This window comes from Brevibacterium sp. H602, from assembly GCF_051172395.1.
Lineage (GTDB): Bacteria > Actinomycetota > Actinomycetes > Actinomycetales > Brevibacteriaceae > Brevibacterium.
Genome location: NZ_JBPIZD010000003.1, coordinates 105,950 through 119,023 on the forward strand (window position 1 = coordinate 105,950; position 13,074 = coordinate 119,023).

The following is a 13,074-nucleotide window of genomic DNA, read 5'->3' on the forward strand; positions in this document are numbered from 1 at the left end:
TTTCAGCTCCTAGTGGTGTTGCTTGGCGGGGTTTGGTTCCAGGAGTGGATGGAACTCATCTGTGATTCGGCGGCCTCGTCCATGTGGATGGACAGGACGGGAAGAATCTCTTCGAGAGCCTCGGCACTCAGCATGTCCGAGTGCCGGGCGTCGACCTCGGTGACGTGGATGTCGCCGGTGACGAACCGACGCCATGAGTCAGGACCGGGAGTGCCGTTCGGAACGTCCCGGGCCGCGGTGAAGAGCACCAGCTCACCGTCGAACGTCTCCACCGGGGCTTCGCGGATCAGTCTGGCCAGGGTGAAGAACCCGCGGGTCATCGCCGCAATTGTCTCGGGTGCCACATTGCCGAGGGGATCACCGTGTGCACGCAGGATCTCCAGGGCCCGTTCGTCATCGAGACCCTCCGTCGTCGCCGTGATCGCCGGATGATTGGCGCCGAGGTAGTTCGCCCACAGCTCGGACCCTTCGCCGACATCGGCGTTGCGCTCCTGCCCGGTGGGGAAGGCGTCGAGAATTCCGAGGAACGCGACGGACGCGCCCTGCTCCTGAAGGCGGGTTGCCAGACGGTGGGCGAGGATGCCGCCGAGAGACCACCCGATCAGGTGGTAGGGGCCCGACGGCTGAACCGTCTGCAGATGGTCGATGTAGTCGTCGGCGAGTTCGGTCAGCGTCTGGGCTGTCATCTCCTCAGAGTCCCCGGGTGAGAGGCCGGGCATCTGCAGTCCGATCAGCGGGCGGTCCGGATCGAGGCCGTGAAGCATCGCGGCGAAACCCCAACTGATGCCCGTGGCCGGGTGAACGGCGAACAGCGGCGGCTTCGCACCCGCGCGGCGCAGCGGGAGCAGGCGGTGGAGGCTGTCGGCGATGGACTCCGCACTGCCTCGGCCGACCTCGCGAACGAGCTGTTCGACGGTCGATGAGCGGAACAGGGCCTGGACCGACAGATCGGCACCGAAGGCCTCGTTGACGGCCGCGATGAGGGGCCGGGCGAGGAACGAGTGCCCGCCGAGTTCGAAGAACGACTCATCGATGCCGACACGCGGCAGGGACAGTACGCGCGCGAAGATCGCGGCGACGGTCTCCTCCTGCGGCGTGCGTGGTGTCAGTCGCGATCCGACGGTCGCGGTCGACGGGTCGGGCAGGGCCGCCTCGTCGATCTTGCCGTGAGCGGTGAGGGGGATCTCGTCGATGACGACGAGGTGCGAGGGCGCCATGTAGGAGGGAACGACCGAGCGCACATGGTCGCGGGCCGCATCGGCGAGGAGGACCCGAGACGAATTCCCGGTTGAGTCCTCGGCGAGCTGGGCGTTGGTATCCGTTCTCGCGCCGACCTCGGCGACGATATAGCCGACGAGCTGCATCGTGGCAGGGTCCGCGCCGAACGGACGGACGACGGCGTCCTTGACGCCCGGCGCCTGGCGCAGGGCCTGCTCGACCTCCCCGAGCTCGACTCGGTATCCGCGCAGTTGGATCTGATCATCGCTGCGACCGATGAACACGAGCTCTGCGCCCTCGTGCCTGACGACGAGATCCCCGGTCCGGTACATGCGCTCGCCCGGGCCCCCGTAGGGGTCGGCGATGAAGCGTTCGGCGCTCAGGCCCGGTCGGCCCCGGTACCCGTGGGCCAACTGCTCGCCCGCCAGATACAGTTCCCCGATCGTCCCGGCCGGCACATGATGGAGGCGTTCATCGAGGACGTATCCGCGCATGCGCCCAAGCGGCGACCCGAGAATCGGCGTCGGGGAGGCACCCACAAGTGCGGCGAATGCGTCGACCGTGGTCTCCGTAGGCCCGTAGAGGTTGTGGGCGATGATGCCCGGGTGGCCACGCAGCCACTGCCAGAGATCGGGATCGATCGCTTCCCCGCCGAGGGCGAGGATGATCGGAGAGTCTTCTTCAGCGTTCTCAGCGATCATGCGCTCGAAATCCGGTTCGGCGGAGAGCAGACGAAGGTAACTTGGTGTCGTCTCCCAGAATCCGATGCCGAGTCGGCGCAGATCGGCCGCCAGCTGCTGTGGATCGCGTTGGACGGCCTCCGAAGCGATGTGAAGCGGATGCCCGACCACCATCCACAGCAGCGGATCCCAAGCGGCATCGAAGCCGATTCCGGTGGTGTGGGCGACCGGAATCCGGTCGGCCTCATCGGTCGGGGTCGGCAGGAACCAGGCCCGGTGGGAGGCGAGGAGGTTCGCCAAGGCCGAGTGGCCGACTGCGACACCCTTGGGCCGGCCCGTCGAGCCGGAGGTGAAGGTGACATAGGCCGCCGAATCCCGGTGAGGCGTGGGCAGCGTCGCGGTCGTGGTCGCAGCGGTTCCCCTTGGGATCGGCGTCCCCTGAGGAGCAGGCGAGGTGCGAACCGAACCGTCGTCGGGCGAGATCTCGATGATGTTCGGGGTGATCCCGGCACCGACGAGGAGGGGCGAGAGCTCTGAGGTGCTGCCCGACTGCGTGATGACGATGAGCGGTTCGGCGTCGGCGAGGATCGCAGTGGTGCGACCGCGGGGATAGTCGATGTCGATCGGGTTGAAAGCTGCACCGGACTTGAGCACGGCCAGTGTCGCGACGATGACGCCGAGGCCGCGACTCAGCCGAACGGAGACCGTTTCGCCGGCACCTGCTCCCTGGTCGATGAGCTCGTGCGCCAAACGGGACGAGGCGGCGTCGAGTTCGCGGTAGGACAGTGACGTCTGGTCGGACCGGACCGCTACGGCATCGGGCATTCGGGCTGCGGTGACGGCGAAGACGTCGAGCACCGGCGGCGGCGTGTCAGCAGGCATGTGGCCGGTGAGGGACTCGATCGCCGTCCGGGTTTCGACCGGGTCGAGCAGGGCGATGCCCTCAAGCGGTCGTTCGGGATCCTGCACGGCCTCATCGACGAATCGGGAGAATCGTCGGCAGATGTCGGCGATGGTCTCCGCGTCGAACATCGATGAGTTGTAATCGAGGACCACCGCAAGTCCCGCGTCGGCATCGCTGCGGCGGAAAGTGAACGAGAGATCGAACTTCGCGTCACCGGTCTCGACCTCAGGTTCGATGCTCGTGGTCACCCCGGGCAGCTCGAGTTTCGGTGCTGCCGACTCCTCGAGGGACAGCATGACCTGGAACAGGGGATGGCGTCCCAGTTCGCGAGGCGGATTGACCGATTCGACGAGACGCTCGAACGGCACGTCGTCGAGTTCCACAGCATCGATGACTGCGGCGCGGGTGCGAGCCAGGAGCTCGCGCAGGCCGGGGCCCGCCGAGGTGTCGGTGCGGATCGGAATGGTGTTGACGAAGAGTCCGACCATGTCTTCCAACGCCGGGTCCGAGCGGCCGGCGCTGGGGGAGCCGATGACGATGTCCTCACCGGCACCGAGCCTGCTGAGATAGCCGGCGAGCACGGAGTGCAGCGCCATGAACAGGCTGGCCCCGTTCTCCGCAGCCACCGCTGCCAGACGGGCAGAGGTACGGGCGTCGAGGCTGAAGTGATAGTGACGACCCGACTGTCTGGCGGTCGTGGGACGGGGACGATCGGCCGGCAGGGTGATGTCGGTGGGAATCCCCTCGAGCCGGTCGTGCCACGCCCGGACCTTTCGTTCCAGGAGCGGGGCCTCCGCTGCCGGGGCTTGCTCGTCCTCGAGAACATGGCGCTGCCAGAGCGCGTACTCGGCGTATTGGACCTCGAGGGTCCGCTGCATCGGATGGGCCGAGCCGCGCAGTGCGGCATAGGCGGTGGACAGGTCCTGCGTCAGCGGTCTCAGCGAGGCGCCGTCGGTGGCGATATGGTGCATCACCAGGTGGAGGACCCACTCGTCGCCTTTAGTGAAGAGGCTCGCACGAATGGGAAGGTCGCGGCTGAGGTCGAATCCGACGGCGGCCTCGTCCCGCATTCGCTCCGCGGTCTGCGTGCCAGAGGTTGTGGTGCGGCGTGCCATGAGACCCTCACCGGCGTCCGGGGGCAGGATCTGCTGGACGGGGCTGCCATCGACACTGGGGTAGACGGTGCGCAGGATCTCGTGTCGGGCGATCACGTCCGTCAGCGCCCGGCCGAGAGAATCCGCGTCGAGATCTCCGGAGAATCGGACAGCCAGGGAGATGGTGTAGTCCGAGGCATCGGTGTCGAGCTGATTGAGGAAGTGCAGCCGCGCCTGCCCATAGGACAGAGGGATCAGCTGCGGGCGGGTCTGCCCGTGCGACCGACTCCACGCGGTGAGGCTCATGGGCGGCGCACCGTCGGCCGATTCTGCCGTCATCGCGGGCTCCTCGGCGGGTGCCGGCTCGGTGCGGCCGCGAGAATCGAGTCGATTCAGCAGTGCAGCCGGGGTGGGGGAGTCGAAGATTGCGCGCAGCGGCAACTCGGTGTCGAAGGCAGTGCGGATGCGGCCGATGAGGGAGACCGCCAGCAGCGAGTGCCCGCCGAGGTCGAAGAAGTCGTCGTCGAGGCCGATCTCATCAGCACCGAGCACGGAGGAGAAGACTCGGCACATGGTGTGTTCGTCCGCGCTGCGCGCGGCTCTGGAGTCGGTGGTCCCCGAAGCAGTGGGGGCAGGCAGCCGGGAGCGGTCGAGTTTGCCGTGTGAGGTCAGCGGGATCGAGTCGAGACCGATGAGGATGTGGGGGACCATCGGTGCCGGCAGCTGGGCGGCGAGGTGATCACGGAGGGCAGCCTCGTCAGCGTCCCCGGTGTAGTAGCCGATAAGCCGTGCCGATTCGGGATCCGTGAGATTCTCGACGATGGCCGCCGCCTGGGTGACGCCGCTGCCCGAGGCCAGGGCGTTCTCGACGTCTCCGAGCTCGACCCTGTATCCGCGCAGTTTGATCTGGTCGTCATCGCGGGAGACGAAGTCGAGGCTGCCGTCGGGGTGTCGGCGCACGAGGTCGCCGGTCCGGTACATCCGAGCGCCCGGTTCGAGAGGATCGGCGACGAATCGCGTTGCCGTCTCCTTGGGCCTGTTGACGTAGCCGGAGGCGATTCCGGCGCCGGCGAGATAGAGATCGCCGACGACTCCATGTGGGACCTCACGCAGATTCTGATCGAGGACCATGGTTCGAACATTCCTGATCGGGTGCCCGATGGTGGGTCGGTCTCCCGCGACTGCGGCGGTGACGGAATCGATGGTGAATTCGGTGGGACCGTAGAAGTTGTGGGCTCGCACCTTGGGGTTCGCAGCAAGCTCCTGCCAGAGATCGGCGGGCACGGCCTCTCCGCCGAGGGCGAGCGACAGCGGGACGCGGTCTTCCTCGGTCTCGTCGTCGAACAGTCCTGAGATGATGAGCTGCCTGACGAACGACGGGGTGGTCTCGAGGGCCCGGATCTCATGCTCGCGGCAGAATCGGACGAGTGCTTCGGCATCGCGGCGGATCTCGTCGCCGACGATGTGCAGGCTCGCTCCTGCCACGAGCCAGAGCACCGGGTCCCAGGCGGCGTCGAAGCCCAACCCCGCCGTGTGCGCCGCCTGGACCGGTCCGACGTCGAGTCCCGCCTCGGCGAAGATAGTCTCCCGATGATGGGCCAGCAGATTCAGCAGTGCACTGTGGGGGACGGCCACACCCTTCGGAGTGCCGGTCGAACCCGAGGTGTACATCTCATAGGCGCGGTCGCTCGGAACCGGACGGTCGGCCCAGCGGCGACCGTGGTCGGCGGTGTCATCGGCACGTCGACCCGCCTCGGCGGTGTGGAGTTCGGCGGTGCCGATCGCTGTGCCCGGGCGGACCGGGAGTTCAGCCTCGTCGGTGATGACGGCCGCGGGGGTGCTCGCGGTGAGGATCAGCCGGATCCGCTCTCCGGGGTAGCTGAGGTCGATGGGCACAGCGACTGCCCCGATCGAGAGCACGGCCAAGGGGGCCGCGACGGCGTCGGCGGACCGGGGAAGGGCGATGGCGACGGTGTCTCCCGCTGTGATTCCGCGGGCGGCCAGGACATGAGCCATGTGGTCGATGCGGGACCCGAGGCCGGCGAAGGTCAGCTCACCGTCGTCGGCGATGAGCGCCCGACGGTCGGGATGCCTCCTGATCGTCGAATCGAGGACGTCGAGGACCGTCGACTCGGGTGCGACCGCGGCGCGGCCCTGACCCTGAGTGCGGATCTCTGCGAGCTCGTCCGGGCGCAGCACCTCGAGTTCGCGCAGCGGTGTGTGTGGGTCGGCGGCGAACTGGTCGATCACTCGCACGAATCGCGCGGCGATGGCTTCGGCGGTGGATTCGTCGAAGAGCGCGGAGTCGAACTCGAGGGAGCCGGTGATGCCGGCAGCCTCATCGACCGTGGGCATTGTTCCACCGACCGGGCGCGACACGCCGTCGTTCTCACGTTCGGCCAGGTCGAGGAGGAGGTCGAACTTCGCCTCCGACACCTCTGGCCCGGGTGCGGGTTCGACGTCGAGGTCACCCATGTCCAGAGCCGCGGGGGCAGTGTTCTGCAGGGTCAGCATGACCTGGAACAGCGGATGGAGCTGGCCCGAACGTGGGGGTGCGAGTTCGTCGACGACGCGTTCGAACGGCGCATCCTGATTGGCATAGGCGGAGAGGTTGGACGCCCGGACCCGATCGACGACATCGACGAGGCTGGGGTTGCCGGAGGTGTCGGTGCGCAGAACGATGGTGTTGACGAAGAAGCCGATGAGATCGTCGAGTTTCGTCTCCGTCCTGCCGGCGACGGGAGTGCCGATGGGAATGTCGTTGCCGGCACCGAGTCTGCTCAGCAGCACAGCGAAGGCGGCTTGCAGGACCATGAACAGACTGGCATTGCGCTCGCCGGAGAGCCGGCGCAGACCAGCGTGGGTCTCGGCGTCGATGTCGACGGGGATCCTGCGGGAGACACGGTCGGTGTTCTGTGCGCTCCTGGGCCGATCGACGGGAAGTCCGAGTTCGACCGGAGCCCCGGTCAGTGCGTCCTTCCAATAGGCCAGCTGGTCGGCGATCTCACTGTCGGGGTTGTCCTCGGAGCCGAGAGTTCTCCGCTGCCACAGCGCGTAGTCGGCGTATTGGACCGGCAGCTCGGGGATGGCGGGGGTGGTGCCGCGAGCCCGAGCGCGATAGGCAGCGGAGAGGTCACCGGCCAGGGGCCGCAGCGACCAGCCGTCGGCGGCGATGTGGTGGAGCGTGAGGAGCAGGAGATGATCCGCGGTGCCCAGCCTGATCAACAGGCACCGGATCGGCAGCTGCGACGAGACGTCGAAGCCGCGTGTGGCCTCCGCATCGACGGTGTGATCGACGAGGTCCTCGCTGATCTCCACAACGGGCAGGGCGATCTGCGCATCGTCGGCGGCGCGGACCACCTGTTCGGGCTGACCCTCGGTCCACGGGAACACGGTGCGCAGGCTCTCGTGACGAGCAACGACGTCGTTGATGGCAGCACGCAGAGCATGGGTGTCCAGGTCTCCGCGGATGCGCAGGGTGAGCGGAATGTTGTAGGCCGCGGACGCCGGGTCGAACTGGTTGAGGAACCACAGACGGCTCTGCGCGTAGGACAGGGGAATGGTCGCGGGACGGTCTGCGGCGACGAGTTCGTCTGCCGGCTCCTGTGCCGTGTCGTCGAGGTCGAGTCCGGCACTGAGTTCGCGGACGGTGGGATGGTGGAAGATCTCGCTCAGGGCGGGTGGGGACGCGAACCTCTCCCGCAGTGAGGCCACCAGCTGGGTGGCGAGCAGGGAGTGCCCGCCGAGTTCGAAGAAGTCATCGTCGATGCCGACGGTCTCCACCCCCAGCACTTGGGCGAAGGCCTCGGCCACGGCCTGCTCCTGGACTGTCCTTGGTGCTGCCGATTCCGATTGCGCCGACTGCGGTTCCGGCAGCGCGGCGCGGTCGAGCTTGCCGTTGACGGTGAGGGGAATCCGCTCGATCTGTGTGATGAATGACGGAACCATGTAGTCGGGTACGCGCGTCTTCATGCGCCGACGCACCTCGGCAGTATCGATCTGCTCATCGGCGGTGATGTAGCCGAGAAGCTGACTGTAGCCGGCCTGGTTCTGTCCCAGGATGACCGCGGCCGACCGGATCCGGCCCTCCGACTGGAGGGCGAGCTCGACCTCGGAGAGTTCGACGCGATAGCCGCGCAGTTTGATCTGCTCATCGGCCCGGCCCAGGAACTCGATGCCTCCGGCCAGAGGCCTGCGGACGATGTCGCCGGTGCGATACATTCTGGAGCCGTCGTCGGCGAAGGGGTCGGCGATGAACCGCTCTGAGGTGGTGGCCGGGCGGCCCACATAGCCGCGCGCCAGATTCAGCCCCGCAATGTAGAGCTCCCCACGCGCCTGCGCCGGAACAGGGGCCAACCGGGAGTCGAGGACGTAGTGCCTGGTGTTCGCCACGGAGCCGCCGAGGTCGGGTGAGGCACCGGCGACGATCGGAGCGGTGAGACTGTCGACCGTCGTTTCCGCCGGGCCGTACAAGTTGAAGGAGTCCACCTCGGGCAGGGCCGCGAGCTGATCCCAGAGACCGCGTTCGACCGCTTCGCCGCCCAGGGCGACGACGCTGGGATGCTCGGTGCCGCTGAACGTGCCGTGCGCGAGAAGGGCCTTGACGAATGAGGGAGTCGTCTCGATCGAGTCGATGCCGTGGGCGGCGAAGTAGTCGGTGAGAGCTTCGGGGTCACGGCGGGTGATCGAGTCGATGAGGTGGAGTTCGTGCCCGGCGAAGAGCCACAGCAGCGGATCCCAGGAGGCATCGAAAGAGATCCCTGCCGTGTGCGCCACGCGCAGTCCTCGTCCGAGTCGACGGGCGGCCGGATCGAAGATGGTCTCCTTGTGGCTGTGGAAGAGATTGAGCAGCGACCGGTGCTCGACCCCGATGCCCTTGGGCCGACCGGTCGACCCGGAGGTGAAGATGACGTAGGCGAGGTCGTCGGGAGCAGGAGTCGATCCGGTCTGCTGTGATCCGGCCTGCGCTGACCCGGTCTGGGTCGACTCGGTCGTCGGTGCTGTCGACTGTGGTTCCGCGTCGATGTCGATGACGGGTCGGTCGGTGCTCACACTCGTTTCTCCGGCGGGACCCGACACTGCAGAGGAATTGATGACGAGCACCGGCGCGGAATCGGCGATCATCGCTTCGAGGCGGTCGGCCGGATAGTCAGGGTCGAGGGGTACGTAGGCGGCACCTGTTCTGAGGATTCCGAGCACGGCGATGGGCAGCGTGGTGGACCGGCCCAAGCGTGCCGCGATGCGAGTCCCGGGCCCTGCACCGCAGTCGCGAAGACGGTTCGCGAGCTCAGTCGAGCGGCGGTCGAGTTCGCAGAAGCTGATGTGCCCGTCCTCGGCGACGACCGCGGTGGCGAATGGAGATTTGCGGGCGTGACGGGAGAATTCCTCCACCACGGTGTGGCGGGGAAGGCTCTGGGCCGGTCCCTGGCCGCCCGCGATGAGTTCGTCGGACTCGCCGGCATCGATGAGCGCGAGCCCCGACAGGTGCTGATCTTCGCTCGGATCGAACTGGCGCAGGACGGAGAGGAACTGCCGCAGGTGCTCGGCGAGGCTGTGCTGATCGTAGAGTTCGGCGTTCGCCTCGAACCGAACGATGGCCGGCCTGCTGCCTCCATCGGAGCTGGGATCCGCTCCGATGCCGTGGATGATGATCGAGAGGTCATCGACCGGGCCGGTCGACAGCAGGTGCAGCGAGGCGGTCGACATTCCGAAGTCAATGTCGTCGACGTGCGGGAAGATGTTGACCGAAGGCCCGATGTAGTCGCTGTCGGTGCTCAGCTCCTGATACTGGAAGCGCTGGTGAATGAGCGTCTCGCGCAGTGTGGCGCCGGCGTCGGCGACGAGATCTGCCGACGTCATCCCTGGTGCTGCCTGCACCTGTACCGGCAGGATCTTCGACATCATGGACGGCACTGATTTGGACAGGGCGCTGCGACGAGCAGTGACCGGAAGGCCCACCGAGATGGACTCTCGTCCGGTCATGCGGTGCAGGTAGGCCGCTGCGGCGCTGAGGATGAGAGTCGGTGCCGACCGGGAGCCGGCCAGGCGTGATGAGAGCTCCTGGGGGATGTCGGCATCGCAGGTGACAAGCCGTCGTGCCGGTGATGCCGGACGGTCGGCCAGGCCGGTGGCCGTCTCCGACTCGGAGCGCACCTGCTTCCAGAACTCGGCGTCGGTGGTGAAGCGCTGCGAGGAACGGTACTGAGCCTCCTCGGCCACCAGATCGTCGAGGTTGCCGAAGGGCGAGTCCGATGCGGTTCCCTGATCGGCGAGTTCCCGGTAGACCTGGGATTCGCGGCGGAGGACGAGGACGGCGGAATAGCCGTCGACGAGGAGGTGGTGGGCCCGCTGATAGAAGATCCAGTGGTCGGGTCCGATGTGGAACAGCTGGGACCGGAGCAGGTCACCCTCATCGACACCGTGGACGGTTTCGAGATCCTCCTGCATCAGCGCATGGGCCGAGGCTTCGGGATCCTCACTCGACTCCGTCCGCAGGTCACGGACCAGGAGATGGCTGCGTGCCGGTCCGAGCTGTTGGAAGGGACCTTTTTCGTCCTCACCGAAGACGACGTTGAGCGAGTCGGCTTCGGCTACGGTCGTGGCGACCGCCTTGCGCATTCTGTCGACATCGAGCGGCCCGCGAATATCGACGTAGAGCCCGATCTGGAACGTCGGGTTGTCTGGTTCGATCTTCTGGGCGTACCAGATTCCGCGCTGTGCTGAGGTGAGGTCGATTCGAGCGTTCTCGTCAGTCATCGTGTCTTTCGCATTGGGTGGGGGTTTCCTGGGCGAGGTTTCCGTCGGCAAGGAGGCGCGCGGGTGCTCAGCGCAACCCGGCTGTAGGCTCACGTGAGCAAGCAGGGGATCGGTCGTTACTGGAACTGTCCGATGTTGATATCGCCGAGGAGGTGGCCCAGATCGATGATCGGGCCGTTGATGAGCGCCCCCGAGGCCTCGGTCGAATCGGTCGGTGAGGTCTCGGCAGCGGAGGCGCTGACTGGCGCGGCCATGAGGCCGACCGAAATGAGGATGGCCGCGAGTGCGGCACCGGAGACGGTGCGGGCGTTGATGAGCTTGAGATTCTTCATGGTCCCTGTCCTCTTCTGGCATCGGTTGCAATCGTCCGTATGGGGACGGACATGTGTCATTCGGAAGACTCGCGAATGTGGATTGGCTGGCCAAGAGTTTTTCTTGGTCCGATGTCTCGAACCCTTCGTCACAGCACTACGACAGGGGAGGGCCGCCTCGGCGAGGGGAGACGAAAAACCACGGGTGCCGACGTCCTCATGATGAGGACATCGGCACCCGTGGTGGTTGTGGAGCGGGAGCGACCGAAGGTCAGCTCACGGCGACCTTTTCGCCGTCAGTGCACGGCACTCGGGCATGAACATGTCGATGCCGACGATGACGCCCATTCCGTCGGGGAGCCCGACCACGGTGCGTTCAGGACCCCAGAACCTCTCGAAGAAGCCATTGATGACTGTAACCGCGAGGTCTACGCTCAAACTGATTGCAGGGCACAATCACAGCGGACTGTTGTCATCGGGTGAGCCGCGGAGGAGCACCATGAGCAGTGTCATCGTCAACCAGACCATCAGCCTCGACGGGTATGCCGCCGGGACAAACGAGACCGAGGAGCGCCCGTTCGGCGACGACGGCGGCGATGGCTGGGGCAACAGGCTGCACGCCTGGATGTTCGACCAGGGTGAGGAGAACCGTGCCGAAGTCGACCAATTGGCCGGCGCGCGTGTACACATCATGGGCCGAAACATGTTCGGGCCTGTGCGCGGCAAGTGGGACCGCGACTGGAAAGGGTGGTGGGGAGACGACCCGCCGTTCCGCGGCCCGGTATTCGTGCTCACCCTGAAAAGGTAGTTGACATGGTTGACGCGGTTGAAGTGAGGTGAGATGCTGGTTGACACGGTTGACAACATATAAGATTGAGGCCTGAGCATGAACTCGCCGACCGCTGCGCACCAACGACGTGCTGCGAACGAGCGCGCGATACTTGAGGCTGTCAGGCGCGAGCTCGCTGAAGTTCCGACAGCTGACCTGGAGAACGTCAAGGATGCCGAAGCTCTCGGCTCCAAGATGGTCGCCATGGTTCCGCGGAGTGCGGGAGGCCAACTAGGCAGAATCATCGGCCCGGTGTACTCCACTAAAGCATTGATGACGATGTGGGGAATCACCCGTCAAGGTGTGAGTAAGAGGGTCCGTGAAGGTCGCCTTTTCGTGTTGACCGTTCAGGGGCGGACACTATTCCCCGCGTTTCAGTTCAACCGCAAGCGTGTCCGCGAGGACGTCCTGCGTATAGTCGGCATTCTCCGCGTTTCAGCTGATGCGTTCACCATCGCACAATGGATGCGTACACCACTGGTCGAGGCAGGGGACCGAACACCAATTGAGCTGCTCGACGCAGATGAGACTGACCTGGTGGAGAACCTGGCCAAGCGCAGTGCTTCTCGTTGGTCTGCGTAAGTCGACGCCAAACAATGGACAGAGAGACCGTTGCACAGCGACAACCGGATCCTGATCGCGATCTGAGCACTTTCCCAAGCCGACCCGTGGATGCCGGCACACGCTGGCGGAGAGGGCACTGGCAAAAGTATGAGCCGTGGTATTTCGCTTCGGACGGAAAGGGGCGGTTCAACCTCGCTGCGCCGTTCGGTACCTGTTACTTGGCGAGCAGTGACGACGTTGCTGCTCGTGAGGCCATTGGCCCCGATATTGCTCGATCCGGTGTGGTTGCCAGCACATTTCTCGAAGGCAGGGTTGTATCGAGTCTGACTTTGGCCGAGTCGATCCAGGCGGCGCATGTCTCGAGTGATGAAGCTTTTCCGTTCGGGGTTACGTCTGAGTTGTGCTCTATGGCGAAGTTTCAAGTTCCTCGTCAGTGGGCTCATAGCTTGCACGAGTTCGGATTCGAAGGGATTTGGTACCACCCGCGATTCTCTCCAGGTGCAGATGCACGCGCCATCGCGGTATTCGGTCCAGCAGGTGTGGAAACGGGTGAAGTCCACGAGCAGAAGTCACTTCGCGCCGTTGTTGAGAGCATGGCAATCGAAATTGCCGATCCTGACAATCTCGAAGAATTCGAGATCCTGGACGAGCCGACCGAAACGTAGATACACGACGGCCCGAAGGGCCACTGTGGACTCACCAGTGTGTCAGACGATGG

6 protein-coding genes are annotated in these 13,074 nt (G+C 65.6%); 3 read left to right on the forward strand and 3 right to left on the reverse strand.

The window, feature by feature from the left end; translation table 11 throughout:
- Nucleotides 1–2: 2 nt before the first annotated feature.
- The 3 genes from ACSBQT_RS03670 to ACSBQT_RS03680 all read right to left on the reverse strand — a co-directional run bounded on the left by ACSBQT_RS03670 (nt 3) and on the right by ACSBQT_RS03680 (nt 11,401).
- On the reverse strand, nt 3–10,652 hold the full coding sequence (locus ACSBQT_RS03670; RefSeq protein WP_435000915.1) for an amino acid adenylation domain-containing protein: 10,650 nt from the start codon (nt 10,650–10,652) through the stop codon (nt 3–5).
- A 116-nt stretch (nt 10,653–10,768) separates the two neighbouring features.
- Nucleotides 10,769–10,984: a hypothetical protein gene (locus tag ACSBQT_RS03675; protein ID WP_410709818.1), complete on the reverse strand. Its 216-nt coding sequence runs from the start codon at nt 10,982–10,984 to the stop codon at nt 10,769–10,771.
- A 255-nt stretch (nt 10,985–11,239) separates the two neighbouring features.
- Nucleotides 11,240–11,401, reverse strand: a complete 162-nt coding sequence (locus tag ACSBQT_RS03680) for a hypothetical protein (protein ID WP_435000916.1) — start codon at nt 11,399–11,401, stop codon at nt 11,240–11,242.
- Nucleotides 11,402–11,462: 61 nt separating this feature from the next.
- Here ACSBQT_RS03680 and ACSBQT_RS03685 point away from each other — a divergent pair, with 61 nt between their 5' ends.
- The 3 genes from ACSBQT_RS03685 (at nt 11,463) to ACSBQT_RS03695 (ending at nt 13,021) form a co-directional block, all read left to right on the forward strand.
- Complete coding sequence (locus tag ACSBQT_RS03685; RefSeq protein ID WP_410709820.1) at nt 11,463–11,771, forward strand: dihydrofolate reductase family protein; 309 nt, start codon at nt 11,463–11,465, stop codon at nt 11,769–11,771.
- Between the two features lie 78 nt (nt 11,772–11,849).
- On the forward strand, nt 11,850–12,374 hold the full coding sequence (locus ACSBQT_RS03690; protein ID WP_410709821.1) for a hypothetical protein: 525 nt from the start codon (nt 11,850–11,852) through the stop codon (nt 12,372–12,374).
- 14 nt (nt 12,375–12,388) lie between these two features.
- The gene (locus ACSBQT_RS03695) at nt 12,389–13,021 is read left to right on the forward strand and encodes an RES family NAD+ phosphorylase (protein ID WP_410709822.1); all 633 of its coding nucleotides are present in this window, start codon (nt 12,389–12,391) and stop codon (nt 13,019–13,021) included.
- Nucleotides 13,022–13,074 lie beyond the last annotated feature (53 nt).

Excerpts from the sequence above, each read along its gene's own strand:
- ACSBQT_RS03695 (WP_410709822.1), top strand. The coding sequence starts at position 12,389 with ATGGACAGAGAGACCGTTGCACAGCGACAACCGGATCCTGATCGCGAT.
- ACSBQT_RS03690 (WP_410709821.1), top strand. The coding sequence starts at position 11,850 with ATGAACTCGCCGACCGCTGCGCACCAACGACGTGCTGCGAACGAGCGC.
- ACSBQT_RS03675 (WP_410709818.1), bottom strand. The coding sequence starts at position 10,984 with ATGAAGAATCTCAAGCTCATCAACGCCCGCACCGTCTCCGGTGCCGCA.
- ACSBQT_RS03685 (WP_410709820.1), top strand. The coding sequence starts at position 11,463 with ATGAGCAGTGTCATCGTCAACCAGACCATCAGCCTCGACGGGTATGCC.
- ACSBQT_RS03670 (WP_435000915.1), bottom strand. The coding sequence starts at position 10,652 with ATGACTGACGAGAACGCTCGAATCGACCTCACCTCAGCACAGCGCGGA.